Origin of the sequence: Nocardia sp. BMG111209 (assembly GCF_000381925.1) — a bacterium.
Classification (GTDB): domain Bacteria; phylum Actinomycetota; class Actinomycetes; order Mycobacteriales; family Mycobacteriaceae; genus Nocardia.
Map to the genome: position 1 here is coordinate 877,583 of NZ_KB907309.1, position 20,936 is coordinate 898,518.

At 68.5% G+C, this 20,936-nt stretch carries 19 protein-coding genes and 1 tRNA gene; 6 read left to right on the top strand and 14 right to left on the bottom strand.

Going from position 1 to position 20,936, the window contains the following annotated elements; all coding sequences use genetic code 11:
* Window positions 1-46 precede the first annotated feature (46 nt).
* Together gluQRS and G361_RS0135215 are read left to right on the top strand one after the other, a co-directional pair.
* The gene (gluQRS, locus tag G361_RS0135210; RefSeq protein WP_026343887.1) at window positions 47-961 is read left to right on the top strand and encodes a tRNA glutamyl-Q(34) synthetase GluQRS; all 915 of its coding nucleotides are present in this window, start codon (window positions 47-49) and stop codon (window positions 959-961) included.
* Window positions 962-1,019: 58 nt separating this feature from the next.
* Complete coding sequence (locus tag G361_RS0135215; RefSeq protein WP_019931849.1) at window positions 1,020-1,895, top strand: RDD family protein; 876 nt, start codon at window positions 1,020-1,022, stop codon at window positions 1,893-1,895.
* A 66-nt stretch (window positions 1,896-1,961) separates the two neighbouring features.
* Here the strand turns inward: G361_RS0135215 and G361_RS0135220 are convergent, their stop codons facing one another.
* A complete protein-coding gene (locus G361_RS0135220; protein ID WP_019931850.1) occupies window positions 1,962-2,480 on the bottom strand; it encodes a DUF4190 domain-containing protein in 519 nt (172 codons plus the stop codon).
* A gap of 79 nt (window positions 2,481-2,559) precedes the next feature.
* Here G361_RS0135220 and G361_RS0135225 point away from each other — a divergent pair, with 79 nt between their 5' ends.
* A complete protein-coding gene (locus tag G361_RS0135225) occupies window positions 2,560-3,312 on the top strand; it encodes a queuosine precursor transporter (protein ID WP_019931851.1) in 753 nt (250 codons plus the stop codon).
* Window positions 3,313-3,363: 51 nt separating this feature from the next.
* On the opposite strand, the gene G361_RS45895 is transcribed toward G361_RS0135225, so the two are convergent.
* From G361_RS45895 to G361_RS45900, 6 genes are all read right to left on the bottom strand, one after another.
* Window positions 3,364-3,936 (bottom strand): universal stress protein, encoded by a 573-nt coding sequence (locus tag G361_RS45895; protein WP_019931852.1) that lies wholly within the window; start codon window positions 3,934-3,936, stop codon window positions 3,364-3,366.
* Window positions 3,937-4,129: 193 nt separating this feature from the next.
* Window positions 4,130-5,380, bottom strand: coding sequence for a tRNA guanosine(34) transglycosylase Tgt (gene tgt / locus G361_RS0135235; RefSeq protein ID WP_019931853.1), 1,251 nt, complete (start codon window positions 5,378-5,380; stop codon window positions 4,130-4,132).
* Complete coding sequence (locus G361_RS0135240; RefSeq protein ID WP_019931854.1) at window positions 5,377-7,296, bottom strand: ABC transporter ATP-binding protein; 1,920 nt, start codon at window positions 7,294-7,296, stop codon at window positions 5,377-5,379. The genes tgt and G361_RS0135240 overlap by 4 nt, the downstream gene beginning before the upstream one ends.
* Before the next feature lie 154 nt (window positions 7,297-7,450).
* Window positions 7,451-9,187 (bottom strand): ABC transporter ATP-binding protein, encoded by a 1,737-nt coding sequence (locus G361_RS0135245; protein WP_019931855.1) that lies wholly within the window; start codon window positions 9,185-9,187, stop codon window positions 7,451-7,453.
* A 12-nt stretch (window positions 9,188-9,199) separates the two neighbouring features.
* Window positions 9,200-9,727, bottom strand: coding sequence for an Rrf2 family transcriptional regulator (locus tag G361_RS0135250; protein ID WP_019931856.1), 528 nt, complete (start codon window positions 9,725-9,727; stop codon window positions 9,200-9,202).
* Window positions 9,711-10,334, bottom strand: coding sequence for a TetR/AcrR family transcriptional regulator (locus tag G361_RS45900; RefSeq protein ID WP_019931857.1), 624 nt, complete (start codon window positions 10,332-10,334; stop codon window positions 9,711-9,713). Before G361_RS45900 ends, G361_RS0135250 begins: the two co-directional genes overlap by 17 nt.
* A gap of 219 nt (window positions 10,335-10,553) precedes the next feature.
* On the opposite strand from G361_RS45900, the gene G361_RS0135260 reads away from it, so the two are divergent.
* Complete coding sequence (locus tag G361_RS0135260; protein WP_019931858.1) at window positions 10,554-12,896, top strand: MMPL family transporter; 2,343 nt, start codon at window positions 10,554-10,556, stop codon at window positions 12,894-12,896.
* Window positions 12,897-12,971: 75 nt separating this feature from the next.
* On the opposite strand, the gene G361_RS0135265 is transcribed toward G361_RS0135260, so the two are convergent.
* Together G361_RS0135265 and G361_RS0135270 are read right to left on the bottom strand one after the other, a co-directional pair.
* The gene (locus tag G361_RS0135265) at window positions 12,972-13,907 is read right to left on the bottom strand and encodes an LLM class F420-dependent oxidoreductase (RefSeq protein ID WP_019931859.1); all 936 of its coding nucleotides are present in this window, start codon (window positions 13,905-13,907) and stop codon (window positions 12,972-12,974) included.
* An 82-nt stretch (window positions 13,908-13,989) separates the two neighbouring features.
* The gene (locus G361_RS0135270) at window positions 13,990-14,835 is read right to left on the bottom strand and encodes a VOC family protein (protein WP_019931860.1); all 846 of its coding nucleotides are present in this window, start codon (window positions 14,833-14,835) and stop codon (window positions 13,990-13,992) included.
* A gap of 137 nt (window positions 14,836-14,972) precedes the next feature.
* Between G361_RS0135270 and G361_RS0135275 the strand changes: the two genes are divergently transcribed.
* Window positions 14,973-15,167, top strand: coding sequence for a DUF6374 family protein (locus tag G361_RS0135275; RefSeq protein WP_019931861.1), 195 nt, complete (start codon window positions 14,973-14,975; stop codon window positions 15,165-15,167).
* 40 nt (window positions 15,168-15,207) lie between these two features.
* Here the strand turns inward: G361_RS0135275 and G361_RS0135280 are convergent.
* The 3 genes from G361_RS0135280 to G361_RS0135290 form a co-directional block, all read right to left on the bottom strand.
* Window positions 15,208-15,295, bottom strand: a tRNA-Ser gene (locus G361_RS0135280).
* Window positions 15,296-15,360: 65 nt separating this feature from the next.
* On the bottom strand, window positions 15,361-15,831 hold the full coding sequence (locus G361_RS0135285) for a nucleoside deaminase (protein WP_036496186.1): 471 nt from the start codon (window positions 15,829-15,831) through the stop codon (window positions 15,361-15,363).
* Window positions 15,832-16,368 (bottom strand): tRNA adenosine deaminase-associated protein, encoded by a 537-nt coding sequence (locus G361_RS0135290; RefSeq protein WP_019931863.1) that lies wholly within the window; start codon window positions 16,366-16,368, stop codon window positions 15,832-15,834. It abuts the gene before it with no gap.
* Between the two features lie 58 nt (window positions 16,369-16,426).
* On the opposite strand from G361_RS0135290, the gene G361_RS0135295 reads away from it, so the two are divergent.
* On the top strand, window positions 16,427-17,377 hold the full coding sequence (locus tag G361_RS0135295; RefSeq protein WP_026343889.1) for a prephenate dehydrogenase: 951 nt from the start codon (window positions 16,427-16,429) through the stop codon (window positions 17,375-17,377).
* Between the two features lie 8 nt (window positions 17,378-17,385).
* On the opposite strand, the gene G361_RS0135300 is transcribed toward G361_RS0135295, so the two are convergent.
* Both G361_RS0135300 and G361_RS51290 read right to left on the bottom strand, forming a co-directional pair.
* On the bottom strand, window positions 17,386-17,934 hold the full coding sequence (locus G361_RS0135300; protein WP_255359888.1) for a putative glycolipid-binding domain-containing protein: 549 nt from the start codon (window positions 17,932-17,934) through the stop codon (window positions 17,386-17,388).
* 174 nt (window positions 17,935-18,108) lie between these two features.
* Entirely contained in the window at window positions 18,109-20,550 is a 2,442-nt protein-coding gene (locus tag G361_RS51290; protein WP_231387191.1) for an ABC transporter ATP-binding protein, read from the bottom strand.
* Window positions 20,551-20,936: the final 386 nt, after the last annotated feature.

A 20,936-nucleotide genomic window follows, 5' to 3' on the forward strand; every position in this document is an offset into this window, starting at 1 on the left:
GGCCGGCCGGCTGCCCGCGGACTCGCGACTGCGCCCGGCGCTGCGGGTGCCGGTCCCGGGCGCGGGGCGGTTCGCCCCCAGCCCGTCGGGCGATCTCCATCTCGGCAATCTGCGCACCGCCCTGCTGGCCTGGCTGTTCGCCCGTTCCACCGGACGCGAATTCGGCATCCGCGTGGAGGATCTGGATCGGGACCGGTCCCGATCCGACGTCGCCGCACGGCAACTCGCCGATCTCGCCGCGATCGGGCTGGACTGGGACGGCCCGGTGGTGTGGCAATCGGAGCGGCTGCCGCGGCATCACGCCGCCCTCGAGCGCCTGACCGCGGCCGGACTCACCTACGAATGTTATTGCACGCGAAAGGAAATTCAGCAGGCCGTGACCGCTCCGCACGGACCGCTGGGAGCCTACCCCGGAACCTGCCGCGAGCTGAACGAGGCCGAACGCGCCGCGCGCCGGGCCGAGGGACGGCCGGCGGCGCTCCGATTGCGTTCGGAGGTCACCGAATTCGATGTGATCGACGAAATACACGGGCACTACCGGGGTCTCGTGGACGATTTCGTGTTGCGCCGCGGAGACGGTACGCCCGCATACAATCTGGCGGTCGTCGTCGACGACGGGGAACAGGGCTTCGACCAAGTCGTCCGCGGCGACGACCTGCTGCCCGCCACACCGCGGCAGGCGTATCTGGCCACGCTGCTCGGATTCGAGGTGCCCCGATACGCCCATGTGCCACTGGTTCTCAATCGGGACGGCGCACGATTGGCCAAACGGGACGGAGCGGTCACCCTCGCCGATCGGCTCGCCGCCGGCGAAACCGCCGAGCAAGTGACGGCACTGCTCACGGGCTCGATCGATGCGACGGCCGGGACCGCGGCGGAGTTGCTCACGACATTCGATCCGGAAACGTTGTCGCGCTCACCATGGATATTCGAACCGAGCGGCTTGTTGCGACGCGGTTGATATCCGTAACGTACCCAGTCGATACCAGCACGTCCATTCAGCATCGAGGATTCCTGATATGACCAATGGTGGGTACGATCCCAACCAACCTCCCGGCGGACAGTCCTTTGGGCAACCGTATCCGCAAGGCGGCCAGCAGTATTCGGGTCAGTCCGGCTACGGCCAGCAACCCTACGGCCAACCGCAGCAGCCCTACGGGCAGCCGCAGTACGCGCCGGGCGGACAGCAACCGGGCCAGCCGTACGGGCAGCAGCCCTACGGACAGCAGCAACAGCCGTACGGGCAGCAGCAGCCCTATGGGCAGGACGCGTACGGGCAGCAGCAGCCGCAGGACCCCTACGGCCAACAGCAGCCCTACGGCCAACAGCAGCAACCGTACGGGCAGCAGCAACAGCCCTACGGCCAACAGCAGCCGCAGGACCCGTACGGCCAGCAGCAGGCCCCCTACGCGCCCTACCCGCAGCAGCAGTTCGGCCAGCCGCTGAACCTGCCTCCGGGCGCCCATCCGGCCGAACTGGGCATCCGGTTCGCGGCCCGGCTCATCGACGGCATCATCGTCGCGATCCCGTCCTACATCCTCAGTTTCGTACTGCTGCTGGCCATCGGCAGCGGAGGTCTGGTCAGCAGGTTCCTGCTGCCGATCCTGATCTCCGTGCTCGGCGTGCTGTACTACATCGGCCTGGAGACCCAGCTCGGGGCGACGCTGGGTAAGAAGGCGCTGGGTCTGCGCGTGATCGGTCCCGACGGCAACAACCTCGACGCGGGCTCGTCGCTGAAGCGGAATCTGTTCCTGCTCACCGGAATCGTTCCCTGCATCGGCAGCATCGCGTCGCTGGTGCTGGTCATCCGGATCGCGATGACGATCTCCTCGGACCCGAACCACCAGGGCTGGCACGACAAGTTCGCCGGTGGCGCCGTGGTGGTCAAGGGCTGAGTCCCGGCCCGGCGGCAGATCTGGGGCGCATCCGAATTCGGATGCGCCCCTTGTCGTTCCGTACGGTCAGCGGTTACTGGTCGCGACGTCGATCACGACGATCAGCAGCGTCACGACGAAGCCGATCGACGAGATGATGATCCCGGCGAGGGCCATGCCGCGCCCCTGGCCGCCGCGCTCCTTGATCTGGTTCAGCGCGGTGAAACCGCAGATGATCCCCGCGATCCCCGCAGGACAGCAGAACAGTCCCACGATCGACAGCACGAGTGCGGCGATCGCCATGCCGTTGTTGCCCTGGGCCGGTTGCTGATATCCCGGATACGGCCCGTACGCCGGAGGCTGCCCGTACCCCGGCGGCTGCTGCCCGTACTGCGGCGGCGCCTGGTACGGCGGGGGCGCGGGATAGGCCGGATACGGCTGCGGGGGCGGGGTGGCCGGCGGCTGCTGCTGCGGGTACTGCGGGGCCGAGGAGTACCCCGCCGGCGGGGCGGGCGGCGGCGGTTCGGACCGTCCTCCGGACTCGCTGGAGACCCCCTCGCCACCGTATTGCTTCCACCACTCGTCGGAATCGCCGGGATTCGTCATTGACTCAGCCTATTCCACAGCGCCGACGTGCAGGTATCGTCGACACCTCGTGAGTGAGACACAACTACCCGCAACTCCGGTGGACAACGACGGATCTGGGCGCCCCGAGACCGAACACGCAGCATTCGCGAAGGTCTCGGGGAGTGCATACACCCTGATCGTGGCACTGTTCACCACCGTCTTGATGATCTCCAACATCTGCGCGACCAAGGGCGTGCAGTTCTTCGGCGACAAGCATGTGTCGCTGGGGCCCATCGATATCCTGCCGATCACCACCGACGGCGCCTTCTTCCTGTTCCCGCTGGCCTATGTCATCGGCGACATCCTCAGCGAGGTGTACGGCTTCAAGGCCGCGCGCCGGACCATCTACTACGGCTTCGGCATGCTCGGCCTGATGGTGATCTGCTTCTGGATCGCGATCGGGCTGCCCAAGGCCGATTTCTACGACAATCAGGACGCCTTCCGGACCGTGGTCGGCACCACTCCGCAGCTGGTCGCCGCCGGCTTCGCGGGATATGTCATCGGGCAGTTCCTCAACTCGGTGACCCTCGTGCTGATCAAGGAGCGCACCAAGGAGAAGCATCTGTGGGCCCGCCTGCTGGGCTCCACCGTGGCCGGTGAGTTCGGCGACACGCTCGTGTTCTGCTCGATCGCGGCCACCGCGATCGGCATCAACACCTGGGGCTCGTTCATCAACTACGTCATCGTGGGCTTCGTCTGGAAGACCATGTGCGAGGTGTTCATCATGCCGATCAGCTACCGCTGCATCGCCTATCTGAAGAAGCACGAGCCGAGCTACGCCCCGCTCGATCGGCCCGCGCTGTTCAGCTGACCCCGGACCGGCGATCCGGCACCGTTCCCGGTGCCGGATCGTGAACCGAGGTCAGGCGGTACCGACCGTCGCGTCCGGCAGGATCGGATCCGGATTCCGGCCGAATCGCAGCCAGGCCGGCCACCGCGACCCCACGCGTTCCAGTTCGCGTTGCAGTTCCGGCTTCGGCACCACCAGCACGGGGCAGACGGCCCGCCGCACCAGCCGCGCCGACACCGGCCGCCGCAGCCCGCGGCGCAACCGGCCACCGCCGGAACCCACCACGAGCAGATCGTCCGGCTGTTCCGCGCAGGCGAGCAGCGCGTCGACCGGTTCACCGCGAATCAGTTCGGCCCGCAACGGCACACCGGGGTCGATCCCGGCGAAGGCGTCGTCGAGCGCGGCCAGCAGCCGGCCGCGCGCCGCCGAGCGGGCCACGTCCAGCAGCTCCGGACAGGGATATCGGGACTGCGCGTACTCGCCGCCGGGCGGCTGCCAGGCCAGCACCGCCACCACCTCGGCCTCGGGCCGGCGACGCGCCTCGCCCACGGCCCGGTGCAGGGCGGCCAGACTACCGAGCGAACCGCTCACTCCCACGACGATGCGCGGGAACAGTCGCTGTACCCGCGGGACTTGCTGTGCCACCCGGACCCTCCAGAGCTCCAGAACCCACCGGAATGCCCTTGCTATCGGCGGCGGGGGCGACCCGTGGACGGCCTGTGCGCACTCGCCGGTGCCATCCGGGCGGAACTTCGACACTCGCCGCCGATTCTTCCGGCGGACCGTGAAATATTACCTCTCTGTTAATTCTGAGGGCCAGGGCCGGCGGCCACCGGACCTAGTGAGTTCGGATACGTCCCTGCCAGCGACCCAGCGCCTCGGCCTTGAAATCGTCGTAACGGCCCGCATCGATACTGTCGCGGATCCGATCCACGAGCCGAATCGTGAAGCGCTCGTTGTGAATCGTGCACAACGTGGATGCCAGCATCTCCTTGGCTTTGAAGAGATGGTGAATGTACGCGCGGGTGTAGTTGGCGCAGGTATAGCAATCGCAGGTCTCGTCGATAGGGGTGAAATCGCGCCGGAATCGACTGGTGTTGATGTTGAATCGGCCCTCGTCGACATAGATCGCGGCATTGCGCGCGACCCGGGACGGGTTCACACAGTCGAAGGTGTCGGCGCCGTTCTCGACGGCGGCGAAGAAATCCTCCGGCTCGCTGATACCCAGCAGATGCCGCGGTTTGTGTTCGGGCAGTTCGTCGGAGCACCAGCCGACGATCGTGCCCAGATTGCTCTTCTCCAGCGCGCCGCCGATGCCGTACCCGTCGAATTCCGAACCGTCGAATTCCGTTCCGCTGCGGCCGCGCAGCGCCTCCAGATCGCGACATGCCTTGCGCCGCAGGTCTTCGTACTGCGCTCCCTGGATGACCGCGAACAGCGCCTGATAGGGACGATGTGCGCGCTCGGCGGACAGCCGCTCGTGCTCGTCCAGGCAGCGCTGCGCCCACTCGTGCGTGCGCTGCAGCGACTTCTCTTGGTAGCCACGGGTATTCATCAGCGTGGTCAGCTCGTCGAAGGCGAACATCACATCGGCGCCCAGCCCGTGCTGGATGCGCATCGAAACCTCCGGTGTGAAGCGGTGTTTCGAGCCGTCCAGATGGGAGCGGAAAGTGACGCCGTCGTCGTCCACGACGGCCAGGCGCTCCTTACCCTTCGCGACGACGTCGTCGCGCGGCACGCCGACCGCCTCCATCGCGAGCACCTTCTTGAAACCGACACCCAGCGACATCACCTGGAAGCCACCGCTGTCGGTGAAGGTCGGGCCGGGCCAGTTCATGAACCGGCCCAGGCCCCCGGCCTCGTCGACGATGTCCGGACCCGGCTGCAGGTAGAGGTGATAGGCGTTGGCCAGCAACGCCTGTGCGCCGATCTCCCGCATCGTGTCCGGCAGTACCGCCTTCACCGTCGCCTTGGTGCCGACCGGTACGAAGGCGGGGGTGGCGATCCGGCCGTGCGGGGTGGTGAGCACACCCGTACGGCCGTGCCGCCCGTCGAGCCGGGCGCCGACCTCGAAACCGAAGTCGGTCACAGGGCTTCGACCGCCTCCGCGCCGACCGCCGCGCCCGAGAACTGCGCGTCGTACAGCTCGCGGTACGGCCCGCGGGCCGTCAGCAACTCGCGATGCGAACCCTGTTCGACGATCCGGCCCTTGTCCATCACCACGATCAGATCGGCGTCGCGGATCGTGGACAGCCGGTGCGCGATCACGAAACTGGTTCGGTCCCGGCGCAATTCGGCCATCGCGTGCTGCACCAGCAGTTCGGTGCGGGTGTCGACCGAACTGGTGGCCTCGTCGAGGATCAGGATCGACGGCTTGGCCAGGAAGGCGCGGGCGATGGTGATGAGCTGTTTCTCGCCCGCGCTGACCCCGGAACCCTCCTCGTCCAGGACGGTGTCGTAGCCGTGCGGCAGCGCGTGCACGAACCGGTCCACGTATGCGGCCGTGGCCGCGGCGACGATCTCCTCCTCCGAGGCGTTCGGATTGCCGTAGGCGATGTTGTCCCGGATCGTGCCGCCGAACAGCCAGGTGTCCTGCAACACCATGCCGATCCGGGACCGCAGCCGGTCGCGGGTGATGTCGGTGATGTTCACGCCGTCGATGGTGATGGCGCCGGAGTCGATCTCGTAGAACCGCTCCAGCAGATTCACCAGCGTGGTCTTGCCGGCGCCGGTGTGGCCGACGATCGCCACCACATGACCGGGCTCCGCGACCAGCGACAGATCCTCGATGATCGGATTGTCGGGCTCGTAACCGAAACCGACGTGCTCGAAGGCCACCCGGCCGTGCTCGAGCGGCCGCAGATCCTCCTCGGCGGGATCCGGCTGCTGCTCCTCGGCGTCCAGGATCTCGAAGATCCGCTCGGCCGAGGCGACGCCGGACTGCAACAGGTTGATCATCGCGCCGACCTGCATCAGCGGCGCGCTGAACTGCCGCGAGTACATGATGAACGCCTGCACCTCACCCAGCGACAGGCTGCCGGTGGCCACCTTCAGGCCGCCGACCACGGCGATCAGCACGTAGTTGAGATTTCCGAGCAGGGTCATCGTCGGCATGATCAGGCCGGAGATGAACTGGGCGCGGAAGCTGGACTGGTACAGCTTCTCGTTGCGCTGATCGAACTCCTGGCCGACCTCCCGGATGCGACCGAAGGCGCTGATCACCTCGTGGCCGGTGAACGCCTCCTCGACCTGCGCGTTCACCAGGCCGGTGTACTTCCACTGGTCGATGAAGTGCGGTTTGGAGCGCTTGGCGATCTGGGCCGTCACCCAGATCGCGGCCGGCAGCGTGACCAGTGCGATCAGGGCCAGCGTCGGCGAGATCCAGAACATCATGGACAGCAGGCCGATGACCGAGAGCACCTGGATGACCAGCTGATTCATGGTCTGCTGCAGGCTCTGCGAGATGTTGTCGACGTCGTTGGTGACGCGGGACAGCACGTCGCCGCGCGGCGTGGAATCGAAGTAGCTCAGCGGCAGCCGGTGGATCTTGTCCTCGATATCGGCGCGCAGCCGCTTCACCGTGCGGTTGATCACCTCGTTGATCAGGAAACCCTGCAACCAGGTGAAGACCGAGGCCACCACGTAGAGCGCCAGCACCAGCATCAGCACCCGGCCGACCGCGCCGAAATCGATGCCCGTACCGGGGATCACGTCCATCCCGCGCAGCATGTCGGCGAGCCGGTTCTGGCCCTGGTCGCGCAGCCCCGCGATCGCCTGATCCTTGGTGAGACCGGCCGGCAACTGCTTGCCGATCACACCGTCGAAGATCAGGTTGGTGGCCCGGCCGAGGATCTGCGGCCCCAGCGTGTTGAGTACCACCGCGGTCGCCGCGAGGACGAAAATGACGACGAGATAGAGCCTTTCGGGAGCCAGCCGGACGGCCAGCCGCCGCAACGACGGCCCGAACGACTTGGCCTTGGTCCCCGGCGCCCCCGGGCCCGGCATCCCGGGCCTCATCGGGCCGCCGCCACTGTCATGCGGGACACCCGCACCCGGGCGGCCCGGTGAGCGGCTTCGCCATTGTGGCTCATCGGGCCGGCTGTGTCTCTGCGGGACACCCGCACCCGGGCGGCCCGGTGAGCGGCTTCGCCATTGTGGCTCATCGGGCCGCCTCCGTCACACTGAGCTGGGATTCCACGATCTCTCGATATTCCTTGCACTCGCGGACCAATTGGTCGTGGGTACCGAGGCCGACCATCGCACCGTCCTCCAGCACCACGATCTGGTCGGCGTCGCGGATCGTCGAAATCCGCTGCGCCACCGTGATGACCGCGGCCTGCGCGATTTCCGGCCGGAGGGCCTCGCGGACGCGCGCGTCGGTGGCCACGTCCAGGGCGGAGAAGCAGTCGTCGAACAGATAGATCCGCGGCTTGCGGACCAGCGCGCGGGCGATCGCGAGCCGCTGCCGCTGACCGCCGGAGACGGTCGTACCGCCCTGCGCCACCGGGGTTTCCAGCCCCTGCGGCATATCCCGGACGAAATCGGCCGCCTGCGCGATCTCCAGTGCCGCCCAGAGCTCCTCGTCGGTGGCCTCCGGGCGGCCGTAGCGCAGATTGCTCGCGACGGTGCCGGAGAACAGGTATCCGCGCTGCGGCACCAGGCCGATCGACCCGCGCAGCGTTTCGAGGTCGATGTGCCGGACATCGGTGCCGCCCACGTACACCGCACCGTCGGTGACATCGATCAGCCGGGGAATCAGGTTGACCAGCGTGGTCTTACCGGAACCGGTGGATCCGACGATCGCCGTGGTGGTGCCGGGCTCGACCCGGAACCGGATGGCCTGCAGCACCGGCTTCTCGGCGCCCGGATATTTGAACTCGGCGAAGGCGAAGTCGACCGTGCCCGCGTCCTCGGTGAACGGCTGCGGCAACCGCGGCGGCTGCACCGACGATTCGGTGTCGAGGACCTCGGCGATGCGCTCCCCGGAGACCGCCGCGCGCGGCGCCAGGATCGCCAGGAACGACGCCATCATCACGGCCATCAGGATCTGCATGATGTACGACAGCATCGCGGTCAGCGCGCCGACCTGCATCGACCCGGAGTCGATCCGATGCCCGCCGAACCAGATGACCGCCACCGTGGTGACGTTGCTGATCAGCATCACCGCCGGGAACATCAGCGCCGCCAACCGGCCGACGTACAGCGAGATGTCGGTCAGCTCCTTGTTGGCCACGCCGAAGCGCCAGGTCTCCTGCCGCTCGCGCACGAACGCCCGCACCACCCGGATGCCGGTGATCTGTTCGCGCAGTACCCGGTTCACGCCGTCGATGCGTTCCTGCATCTGTCGGAAGCCGGGCACCATCCGCGAGATGACCAGGCCCATCGTCGCGCCGAGCACCGGCACCGCGACGACCAGCACCCAGGACAGCCCGAGGCTCTGCCGCAACGCCATCACGATGCCGCCGATGCACATGATCGGCGCCATCACCAGCACGGTCACGCTCATCACGATGAGCAGCTGCACCTGCTGGACGTCGTTGGTGTTGCGGGTGATCAGCGAGGGCGCGCCGAACACGCCGACCTCGCGGGCGGAGAAGGATCCGACCCGGTGCAGCAGGGCGGCGCGGATATCGCGCCCGGCCGCCATCGCGGCCTGCGCGCCCAGATACACCGAGGCGGCCGAGGCCACGATCTGCACCCCGGACACCAGCAGCATCCACAGACCGGTCGTCCAGATGTAGGTCACATCGCCCTTGGTGACGCCGTTGTCGATGATGTCGGCGTTGAGCGACGGAAGATAGAGCATCGCTATAACAGATATCAGCTGAAGCACCACGACACCCACCAGCTGTGTGCGGTAGGGAGCCAGGAAGGTGCGGAGCAATCGGATCAACATGATGCGTGCAGGCTACCGCCATCGTTCGACGGACGGCTCGCCCTTTTCTCCTCTCAGCACCACGGATGGGGTCCCATCCGGAACCGGCCGGCGCGTCCAGGCGCCGGGGTCGCTCGTGAGCTCGGCCACGAAGCCGGGCAGATCGCCGGCGGCGATATCGGCGATCGACACCTGTTCCAGCACAGCGCGGATATTCACGCGCAGCGCGATCCACACCTGCTGCAACGGCCGTGCCGCACCACCGTAGGCCACATCCTCGGGCCGCTGCCCGCGCACGGAGGCCAGCGGGCCCTCCATCGCGCGGATCACGTCGGCGATGCTGATCTCGGCGGGCGGCCGGGCCAGGCGGTAACCGCCGTCGGGGCCGCGGCGGCTGCGGACCAGTTCGGCCCGGCGCAGTTCGGCCAGCACCGTTTCCAGGATCTTGGGCGGAATGGCCTGTGCGGCGGCGATACCGTCGGCCTTCGCGGCGTCCGGCTGGGCCCCCGCGATCTCCAGCAGCGCCCGGACGGCGTAGTCGACCCTAGCCGTGATGTGCACGATCGTCCTCGGTTCCGTCCGCCGCTCCGACACCCAGCACACCGAGCGCGGCGTCCAGCACCACTCGCTCGATGAGCTCGGTGTCGGCCTCCGGCACCAGTTCCTGCGATCCGAGCGCCACGGTCAGCACCTGGAAGGCCGCGGCGGCGCGCAACAGGGCCTCGTCGCTGGGGTCCGGCCCGGCCAGCCAGCGGCACAGCCGCATCCGCGCATCCTTGAGCTCCTCGTCGCGGTTGGCGATGGCCCGCGCGATCGCCGTGGTGTCGCGCACGAACATCAGCACCGTGCGGCGGTGCCGGAGCATCGCGCGCACCTGCCGGGTCAGTATCGCGCGCTGACCGGCCGGGCCGTGCTCCAATTCGGTCAGGCCGTCGGCGACCGCGTGCAGGTCGTCGACGATCGGGTCGACGATCGCCAGCAGCAGATCCTGCTTCGACGCGTAGTGGTAATACAGCGAAGCTTTTGTGATTCCTACCGCATCGGCGACCTCGCGCAGGCTCGTCTGTTCGAATCCTTTGTCCGAAAACAGCTCGATCGCGGCCTCCCGAATCGCCTCTTTGGTACTTCTACCTGCGACGACCCCTCCGGGAGTACTGCGCACCGCCATAAGGTGATCCTCTCATCGACTTCGAACCCCCGTTGGGGCATCCCCTAATATCGAGGTTGTACCTCCGGTTAATCATAGGTAGTCTACCTACCGCACGGTAGGTAGACAGCGTTACATGGAGGCGGTTCGCGGCGCGGCGACCGCGTGAGTGCTTGCCCTACGGGCCCCCACAGACAGCTCAGCACCCGATCCGAAGCCATCACTAGGAGCACATCCCTCGTGTCCGTATATCTGTACCGGTGGGGCAAATTCGCCTTCCGCCGGAAATGGATCGTCCTGCCCGTCTGGTTACTGATCATCGTGATCCTCGGCGTCCTCGGCGTCAGCTTGAAGCAGCCGGTCAAGGACGACTTCAACATGCCGAACCTGCCCTCGGCCCGCGCCACAGAGATTCTGGACAAGCAGTTCCCCGGGCTGTCCGCGCAGTTCAAGTTCGACGCGGTCACGGGCACCTACGTGGTCGGCGCCCCGGCGGGCCAGAAGCTCACCGATCCCGCGAACCACGCCGCGGTCACCGCGCTGGTGCAGAAGCTGAACAACCTCGACATCATCGACCACGCCAAGCCGCTGGCCGATCCGATCGAGGCCGCCACCCAGATGAACTGCCTCGGCGGTGAGCGGACCGGCTCGGACTTCGTGTCCCGTTGCAGCGCCGCACCACTGAACGTGCTGAGCAAGGACATCCCCGATTCGGTGGCCGTGATCCAGGCGCCGTTCGCCATCAAGAAGTTCGCCGACGTCACCGACGCCGACCGGACGCTGGCCTACAACGTCGCCGACGACGCCCGCGCCGCCGGGCTGACCGTCGAGATGGACGGCACCGTCGCGCAGAAGCAGATGCAGAGCAGCGGCAGCGCCGAGATGATCGGCTACGCCGTCGCCTTCATCGTGATGATGATCGCCTTCGGGGCGCTGATCGCCGCGTTCGTGCCGATCCTGACCGGCATCATCGGTGTCGGCTCGGCGTCGGCGCTGATCATGGCGGGCACCTCGATCGCCAATATCCCGGCGTTCACGACCGTGCTGGCGTCGATGATCGGTATCGCGTTGTCCATCGACTACGCGCTGTTCATCGTCTCCCGATACAAACACGAACTGGCCGTACAGGATTCGCCGGAGGAGGCGGCCGGTAGCGCGATCGGCACCGCCGGTTCCGCGGTGGTGTTCGCCGGTATGACCGTCATCGTGGCGCTGTGCGGGCTCAGCATCGTCGGCGTCAGCTTCCTCACCTGGATGGGCCTGGGCGGCGCGCTGGCCGCGGCCTTCGCCATCATGGTCGCGCTGACCCTGCTGCCGGCGCTGATGGGCGCCTTCGGCCGGTTCCTGTTCAAGCCGAAGCTGCCGCTGGTCGCCAAGCACGATCCCGAGGACGAGAACTCGGTCACCAACGGTATGCGGGTCGGCCGCCTGATCGGCCGGATGCCGGCGGTCACGCTGGTGCTGGCCGTGGTGGTGCTCGGCCTGCTGGCGCTGCCCGCCACCAAGCTGACCCTGGGCCTGCCCGGTGAGGACGCGCAGCCGAAGACGACCACCATCCGCAAGGCGTACGACCTGCGCACCGAGGGTTTCGGTGAGGGCAGCAACGGCATCCTGACCGTGGTCGCGGATCTGACCAACGTGGATCCGAAGCAGCGCCAGGCGGCGGTCACCGAACTGCACGACAAGCTGGCCTCGTATCCCGGCATGGACTACGTGACCGCGGCGCAGACCAACACGGTCGATCAGCAGAGCAAAGCCAACGACTACGTGAACAGCACCGGCGCCCTGTTGAAGGCGGTCCCGACCTCGGGGCCGAACAACAAGGCCACGCAGGATCTGGTGAAGCACGCCCGCGACGCGGAGAGCGCGTTCAAGGCGCGCTACGGCATGGAGTACGGCATCACCGGTACCACCGCCATCTACGCCGACGTGTCGAACGCGCTGCTCGGCAAGATCGTGCCGTACATGTCGATCGTGGCGCTGGCGGCGTTCGTCCTGCTGGTGCTGGTGTTCCGGTCGATCCTGGTGCCGCTGACCGCTGCCCTGGGCTTCCTGTTGTCGATGGCGGCCACGTTCGGCGCCACGGTGCTGATCTTCCAGGAGGGCAAGCTGGGGCTGATCAAGGAGACCCATCCGCTGGTCAGCTTCCTGCCGATCGTCTTGATCGGCTTGGTGTTCGGCCTCGCCATGGACTACCAGGTGTTCCTGGTGACCCGGATGCGCGAGGAGTACATGCACGGCCGGTCACCGAAGGACGCGGTGGTGGTGGGTTACCACCACGGCGCCCGGGTGGTCACCTCGGCGGCGATCATCATGATCTCGGTGTTCGCGGGCTTCCTGATGGAATCCGATGTCACCGCGAAGTCGATGGGCTTCGCGCTGGCCGCGGGCGTGCTGTTCGACGCCTTCCTGGTCCGGATGGTGCTGATCCCGTCGCTGCTGGTGCTGCTGGGCAAGTGGGCCTGGTGGCTGCCGAAGTGGCTGGATCGGATCCTGCCCGATATCGACGTCGAGGGTTCCAAGCTGCGCGCGTTGCAGCAGCAGGACAAGCAGGCGGCCGCGGAACCGGTTCCGGTCGGCTGATCCTCCGCAGCGAAAAGCTCGGCCCCGCACCCGAATTCGGGTGCGGGGCCGAGCGCTTTCCGGGGCGTTGCCGAATCAGCCCAGTTGCGGGGCGATCTCGGCGGCCACCAGCTCCAGGTGATCCAGATCCGAGAGGTCGAGCAGCTGCAGGTAGAGCCGGGTGATGCCGGTGGCCTCGCGGTAGCGGCCGATCTTGTCGACCACCTCGGCGGGCGAGCCGCCGAGACCGTTGGCGCGCAGTTCGGCGGGCTCGCGGCCGATGGCGGCGGCCCGGCGGGACACCTCGGCCTCGTCGCGCCCGACACACAGCACCTGCGCGACCGACCGGATGATCTCGCCCGGGTCCCGGCCGATCGCCTGCGCGGCGGCGGTGACCCGTTCGAATTGGGTTGTGGCCGTATCGGTATCGGAGAAGGCGACGTTGAACTCCTGTGCGAAGCGGGCCGCCAGTTCCGGCGTGCGCTTCTTGCCGAAGCCACCGATGATCACCGGCGGACCCGGCCGCTGCACCGGCTTCGGCAGTGCCGGTGCGCCTGCCAGCCGGTAGTGCTTGCCGGTGAAGTCGAAGCTGCCGCCCTCCGGGGTGGCCCACAGCCCGGTGATGATCTCCAGCTGTTCCGCGAATCGATCGAAACGTTCTGCCGGGCCGGGCAATTCGATGCCGTAGGCCTCGTGCTCACCCGCGAACCAGCCCGCGCCGAGCCCGAATTCGACTCGGCCGCCGGACATCCGGTCCACCTGCGCCACCGAGACGGCCAGTACCGACGGATGCCGGAAGGTGGCCGAGGTGACCAGGGTGCCCAGCCGGATACGGGAGGTCTCCCGGGCCAGCGCCGCCAGCGTGAGCCAGGCGTCGGTGGGGCCCGGCAGCCCGGACACCCCGCCCATCTTCAGGAAGTGGTCGGAACGGAAGAAGGCGTCGAAGCCGGCGGCCTCGGTCGCCTTCGCCACGCGCAACAAGTCGTCGTAGTCGGCCCCCTGCTGGGGCTCGGTGAAGATGCGTAGGTCCACGTCCGCCCACAATAGTCCCCTGATCGGACGAATTCGTGGCGGTGGCGGACCGGACCCCCGGCCCGGCGACGTTGCCGCCGGTTCAGGACGGCGGGGTGAATTGGCTCGCCGTGAACGTCGCGCCCTGCGGGTCGCGGATCACCGCGTCCCGGGTCCAGTCGGTATCGCCGGTGGCGAGTACGGTGCCGCCCAGTCGTGTTGCCGCACTGGCGGTTTCGTCGCGATCGGCCACGGTGAAGGCAACGTGCCAGCGCGGCGTCTCGCCGGGCGCGAGCGGCTCCACCCAGCCGATCGCATCGGCGAAACCGGGCGGCACCATGGGACCGGATTGGCGCTCGCGAATATCCGGATCGACGGTCGCGGCGAGATGATCACCGTAGCCGGGGCGGCGGATCATCGTCGCGAAGCCGAGATCCTCGATGGACCAGCCGAAAACCTCGGTGTAGAAGGCCTGCGACCCCGCCGGGTCGGCCGTGCGCAGATTGCTGAAATTCCACGCACCGGGCACGTTGACGAGCTGCGCGCCGGACCGGCGGCCGGCCTGCCACAGCCGGAACCCGGCGCCGGTCGGATCCGCGCAGACCGCGAGAATCCCACCCTCACCGGCAGGTGTGGGCGGTGCGACGACGCGGCCGCCCGCGGCCACGATCCGGTCGGCGGCGGCCTGCGCATCGTCGACGGCGACATAGGTGTTCCACGTTGCCGATCCGGGCCGTGCGGCCGCCGGATCGACGGGAACTCCGATACCCGCGACATCCGCACCGGCCAGCTGCGCGATGACATACCGCGACGGCGCGCCCGGTGGCGTCGCGTCGGCGAAGGTCCAGCCGAATATGTTGCCGTAGAACGCTTTCGCGGCCTCGACATCGAGGCACTCCACGTCGATCCATGACGTCACACCTGCGGGATAGGTCCGCACACCGGTCATCTGTGACTCCCTTCGGTCTCGGTTCCGACCGTAGCCCCGGATACCGACAAGTCGGGCCGCGCCGCGAGCGATCCGCCGGATCGGCCCGAGACGGATTCGTTATCGAATGTACGTTCGAACCGGAGTAGTCTCGGCCCATGCCCCTCGACCGCCACCTCCACTTCGCGCAGTTGTGGCTCGAACAGGTCCGCGACACCCTCGCCGCGGCTGCAGCCACCGGCACCCCGGTACCACCCGAGCAGTTGAACATCATGTCCGGCAAGATCGCCGCGGGCCTGCGGGTGTTCAGCGAATTGGCCGAACATCGGCCGCACTGGGAGCAGGCGGGATGAAAAAGCCCCTCACCTGCCGAAACAGGTAAGGGGCTCGAGGCGGTGGCGGAGGGATTTGAACCCTCGGTGGGGGGATACCCCACACACGCTTTCGAGGCGTGCTCCTTAGGCCGCTCGGACACGCCACCGCGGGTGACTTTACCGGAAGGGTCGCCGAAACCGTAAATCGCCTGGATCCCGCTGCCGCGGCCGATCAGGGGCGCTGGGTGCGGAAGAAGGCGTCCAGCCTTGCGGCACACTCGGATTCGAGAATGCCGCCCCGAACCTCGGGACGATGATTGAGACGACGGTCACGCACCACATCCCACAGCGAGCCGACGGCGCCGGTCTTCGGCTCCCATGCCCCGAAGACCAGCCGCCGCACCCGGGCCAGCACCAGGGCCCCGGCGCACATCGTGCAGGGCTCCAGGGTCACCGCGAGGGTGGCCTCGGACAGCCGCCAGCCGTCGCCGCCCACCGCCGCGGCGGCGCGCAGCGCGAGGATCTCGGCGTGTGCGGTCGGGTCGCCGGTCGCCTCGCGCGCGTTGGCCGCGCGGGCCAGCTCGCGGCCGTCGGCGTCGAATACGACCGCGCCGACGGGCACGTCCCGGGGGTCCGCGGCGTCGGCGGCGGCCAGAGCCGCGCGCACGTACGCCTCGTCGAGAGCGGGTGAGGGTGGCCGCATTCAGTGCGGCAGTTTGTCCAGCACCGCGGTGAGTTCACCCGCGAAGCCCAGGCGCTGCGCGATCATCGTGATCTGCTCGTCCGGATAGAGCTCGGTATCGGCCAGGATCACGCTGAGCACCGGCTCCGGCAGGCCGAGATCGGCGAGCACACCGAGATCGCCTTCGCCCCAGGGCTCCACGTCATCGATCTCGTCGGGATCGATATCGGGGATCTCGATGTTCAACTCGTCCAGGACATCGGCGGCGATGTCGTAGTCGATCGCGGCGGTGGCATCGGAGAGCAACAGACGGCTGCCGGCCGGGCCCGGCCGCAGCACGACGAAGAATTCATCGTCCACGTCGAGTAATCCGAACACGGCTCCGGTGCTGCGCAGCGCTCGCAGCTCGCTGTCCGCCGCCTCCAGGCTGAGCAGTGCGGCCGAACTGAGCGGGCTGCACCGCCACTTGCTGTCCTCGCGAATTACCGCCACGGCGAAGCCATCCACGTCGTCGCCTTCATCCGACGCCGCCCTGTTCGTGCTCGAGCGCTGTGCCATGGCCGCAACGGTAGTCCGCTTCGGCGGAAATGTTGAAGTCGTATGCGAATCTGATTCGATGACAGCCCTACGGAAATCAGCGGTATGTGTGCTGGGCACCGGACTGATCGGAGGGTCCGTGCTGCGCGCCGCCGCGGCGGCAGGCTACCGGAGCTGGGGATACAACCGTTCCGCCGCAGGTGCGGAGGCCGCGCGGGCCGACGGATTCGACGTCGGCACCGATATCCGGCCGGTCCTGGAGCGGGCCGCGGCCGAGGATGCGGTGATCGTGGTGGGGGTGCCGATGCCCGCGCTGGACTCGGTCCTCTCCGATATCCGGCTGCTCGCCCCGGGCTGTGTGCTCACCGATGTGATCAGCGTGAAGGCGCCGGTGCTGGCGACCGTGCGCAAGCACGAACTCGAGGCGCGGTTCGTCGGTGGGCATCCGATGGCCGGCACGGCCGAATCCGGTTGGGCGGCATCCGGTGCCGATCTGTTCGCCGGTGCGGTGTGGGCGCTGGGGGTCGATCCCGGCACCCACGCCGAGTCCTGGACGCGGGTGGCACGACTGGCGCTGGATTGCGGTGCGGTGATCGCCCCGGTGGTCGCCGAGGAACACGATCGCGCGGTCGCGCGGATCTCGCATCTGCCGCATGTGCTCGCCGAGACGCTCGCGGTGGCCGGGGCCGCCGGCGGTGATCTGGCGCTGGGACTGGCCGCCGGATCCTTCCGGGACGGCACCCGCGTCGCGGGCACCGCGCCCGGCCTGGTCCGCGCGATCTGCGAGCCGAATGCCGCGGCGCTGCTCGACGCGCTGGACGACACGCTGCGACTGCTCGGCGACGCCCGCGACACGCTGGCCGCCGACGGCACGCTCGGCACGCTGATCGATGCCGGATACAGCGAACGCAACCGCTACGACACGCTGGAACGCGAGGACATCACCGGCATCCGCCCCGGCGACCACGACTGGCACGAGCGCTTGCGCGCGGCCGGGCAGCGCGGCGGGGTGATCCGGCAGCTGGACTGATCGGCCGATCAGATCCGCTCGGCGAGACCCGGATAGTTCAGCAGGAAGCCGTCCTGGTCGACTGTCACGGTCGCGGTGGACACCGGCGACAGCACGTGGATGCCGTCGGCGCCGCTGGAGTAGGTCAGCTTCGCCTCCTCGACCAGCAGTTCCGGCAGCCGCACGTAGACGACCGGCACCTCCACGTAGTCGGAGGTGCGGGACAGGCCGAAGCGCCGGATCGGGAGGGTGTTGAAGAACGGGCTGAGCACCACGTCGACATCCAGGGCATCACCGAAGGTGGATCGCACATGGCTGCCGCCGGCGTCGATCAGCCAGTAGTTCTCCTCGTCGCGCGCGATCGACGCATGCCGCTCGCCCGCGGCGACCGTACTGCGCAGCGACAGCCGCTTGGTCATCCCGGCCTCGTCGGTGACCAGGTCGTAGGAGGCGCTGAAGGCCGGGTGATCGTCACACTCACCGGCGATGATGCGGCCGGAGGCCCGGATGCGGTTACCGGTGACGGTCACCCGGACCGACTCCATCCGGGAGAAATTGTGTGCTCGCCAGGTGAGAATCGCCGGCCAGCGCGACTCCGCCGCGACCGTGTCCCCGTTGCGGCCGCCCTCTTGCGCGGCCGTCGTATCACCCTGGGCTGGATTCGTCACCCCTCTACGTTAGGTGACGACGGCCCACAGGTTACGCCCCAGTCATCGGAGTGCCGCTCGCGCGCAGTCCGAACGGAACCCGACCTACACCAGCGACTCCCGCCACGCGGTGTGCAGCGCGGCGAAACGTCCTGTGGCAGCGACCAATTCGTCGGGCGACCCGTCCTCGACCACCCGGCCGGCCTCCAGCACCAGCACCCGATCGGCAATCGCGACCGTGGACAGCCGATGCGCGATGATGACGGCCGTGCGGCCGTACAGCACCGTCTCGAGCGCCCGCTGCACCAGCCGCTCGCCCGGAATATCCAGGCTGGACGTGGCCTCGTCCAGCACGATCACCGCCGGATCCGCCAGGAAAACCCTGGCGAACGCCACCAGCTGCCGCTGCCCGGCCGACAACCGGCCGCCGCGCTTGCGCACATCGGTCTCGAAGCCCTCGGGCAGCGTATCGACGAAATCCGCCAGCCCGACCGCACCGGCCGCGGCCCGCACCTCCGCATCGGTGGCCTCCGGCTTGCCGAGCCGGATGTTGTCGGCCACCGAACCGGAGAACAGGTACGACTCCTGGGTCACCATGGTGATGTTGCGCCGCAGCTCGACATCGGCGATATCGCGCAGGTCGACACCGTCGAGCCGCACGTTGCCGCCGGTCGGGTCGTAGAAGCGCGCCACCAGTTTCGCCAGCGTCGACTTCCCGGCCCCCGTCGCACCGACCAGCGCCACCACCTGCCCCGCCGGAACGGTCAGCGACAACTCCAACTGGGTCGGACGGTCGCCGAACCGGGACACACCCGCGTCACCGGATCCGGACGCGCCCGCGTCACCGGGCCGGGTTCCGGTCGCGTCACCGCGCCGGGATGCGGTCGCGTCACCGGGCCGGGATGCGGTCGCGTCACCGGGCCGGGATGCGGTCACGTCACCGGGCCGGGATGCGGTCGTACTCGCGGCCGCGTCGCCTACCACCCGGTCCGATCCCGCGCCGTCGCGCCCTGCCTCGGCCGAGCCCACCGCCGGGTCTGCCCTAACCGGACCCGAGCCCATGGCGTCGTGCCCTGCCTCGGCCCAGCCCACTACCGGGTCTGTCCCAACCGGACCCGAGCCCATGGCGTCGTGCCCTGCCTCGGCCCAGCCCACTACCGGGTCTGTCCCAACCGGACCCGAGCCCATGGCGTCGTGCCCTGCCTCGGCCCAGCCCACTACCGGGTCTGTCCCAACCGGACCCGAGCCCATGCCGTCGTGCCCGGTCGTGGCCGCGTCGGGATCCGGTCCCGCACCCCCACGCAACGGGTAGTCGAAGGACACCCGGTCGAAGCGCAGTTTGCCGCGGGCTCGCGCACCCGGCTCGGCCACCGGGCGGGGTTCGAGCGGTTCCGGCACGGTCGGCCGCTCCTCCAGCACTCCGGAGATCCGCTCCAGCGCCGCGGCCGCCGACTGGTACGAGTTGAAAACCTGTGCCAGTTCGTCCAGCGGGCCGTAGAACTGCCGCAGGTAGAGCAGGAAGGCGGCCAGCACGCCGATCGCGGTGTCGCCGCGGATCACCCGCCAGCCGCCGACCAGCAGGATCACCACCGTGGTCGCGCCGCTGATGGCCCGGACCAGGCCGATGTAGATCGCCATGCCGCGCAGCGCACTGCTGTTGGCGGCCCGATATTCGGTGTCCTCGACGCCCAGGATGGTCTGGTTACGCTCCTCACGCCGGAACGCCTGCACCGCGCGGATACCGCCCATGGTCTCCACGAAGTGGACCACGACCTTCGCGATCGCGCCGCGGGTGCGCCGATACCCGGCCCGCTGATGCCGCTGGGCCCAGCGGGTGATGTAGACCAGCGGCACGAAGCCGGCCAGCACCACCAGCGCCAGCGGCACGTCCAGCCACAGCAGCACCACCGCGATCGTCGCCAGCGACAGCACCGCGCTGAGCGCGTCGTTCAGCGCGCGGTCCAGCAGATCCTCCAGCGATTCCAGATCGCTGGTCAGCCGGGCGACGATCTTGCCGGAGGTATAGGTCTCGTGGAAGGCGACCGGCAGCCGCTGCACATGCGTGAACACCCGCAGCCGCAGATCGACCAGGACCTGCTGGCTCAGCTGCGCGGCCGTCCGCACGAACAAGAAGGTCGTCACCCCACTGAGCAGCGCACATCCGGCCGACCCCGCGACCGCGACGATCAGCGGTGACCAGTCCCCGCGCATCGCCGCAGCCACCCCGGCGTCGAGCCCGTACGCGACGAACAGGGGTGCGGCCACGATCGCGGCGTTGTCCAGCACGATGATCACCAGCGCCGCGATCACGCGCAGCCGATACGGCCGCAACAACGACCACAGCAACCGCCGCGACCTGGCCGCCAGCGCCAGGTTGACCTCCTCGGTCGCCTCGGCCTCCTCCGCGGCCACCCCACGCCACCCGGCTTCCCCGGACCCGCCGGGCACGTCGTCCGCCGGAGCATCCTCGATCAGGACCCCAACAGACCCGCCGCCGGACTCCATGCGCCCGCCCGCTTGCGCGGCAGACCCGCCGCCGATCTCCATGCGCCCGACCGCATTCCCGACGGACCCGCCGCCGGACTCCATGCTGCCGGCAGCTTTCGCGACGGACCCGCCGCCGGCCTCCGTGCGCCCGACCGCATTCCCGACGGACCCACCGTCGAACTCCGTGCGCCCGGTCGTATTCCCGACAGACCCGCCGCCGGCCTCCATGCGCCCGCCCGTTTTCACGTCGGACCCACCGCCGGACTCTGTGCGCCCGGTCGCATTCGCGACGGATCCACCGTCGGACCCCGTGCGCCCGACCGCTTTCGCGTCGGAAGCCGATCTGTGGGCCCGGCGAACCGTCTCGGATGCGGCTGCTCCGGAGTGCTGCCTGACGCCGCCGACCTGGCCCGGTGCGGTACCGCCGGACACATCGCCCGGCGCGG

Bases quoted from the DNA above. Each gene is read 5' to 3' on its own strand.
- G361_RS0135215 (WP_019931849.1), top strand. From the start codon at position 1,020: ATGACCAATGGTGGGTACGATCCCAACCAACCTCCCGGCGGACAGTCC.
- G361_RS0135220 (WP_019931850.1), bottom strand. From the start codon at position 2,480: ATGACGAATCCCGGCGATTCCGACGAGTGGTGGAAGCAATACGGTGGC.
- G361_RS0135240 (WP_019931854.1), bottom strand. From the start codon at position 7,296: ATGCCGGGCCCGGGGGCGCCGGGGACCAAGGCCAAGTCGTTCGGGCCG.
- G361_RS0135245 (WP_019931855.1), bottom strand. From the start codon at position 9,187: ATGTTGATCCGATTGCTCCGCACCTTCCTGGCTCCCTACCGCACACAG.
- G361_RS45900 (WP_019931857.1), bottom strand. From the start codon at position 10,334: ATGGCGGTGCGCAGTACTCCCGGAGGGGTCGTCGCAGGTAGAAGTACC.
- G361_RS0135270 (WP_019931860.1), bottom strand. From the start codon at position 14,835: ATGACCGGTGTGCGGACCTATCCCGCAGGTGTGACGTCATGGATCGAC.
- G361_RS0135275 (WP_019931861.1), top strand. From the start codon at position 14,973: ATGCCCCTCGACCGCCACCTCCACTTCGCGCAGTTGTGGCTCGAACAG.
- G361_RS0135285 (WP_036496186.1), bottom strand. From the start codon at position 15,831: ATGCGGCCACCCTCACCCGCTCTCGACGAGGCGTACGTGCGCGCGGCT.
- G361_RS0135290 (WP_019931863.1), bottom strand. From the start codon at position 16,368: ATGGCACAGCGCTCGAGCACGAACAGGGCGGCGTCGGATGAAGGCGAC.
- G361_RS0135295 (WP_026343889.1), top strand. From the start codon at position 16,427: ATGACAGCCCTACGGAAATCAGCGGTATGTGTGCTGGGCACCGGACTG.
- G361_RS51290 (WP_231387191.1), bottom strand. From the start codon at position 20,550: ATGGAGATCGGCGGCGGGTCTGCCGCGCAAGCGGGCGGGCGCATGGAG.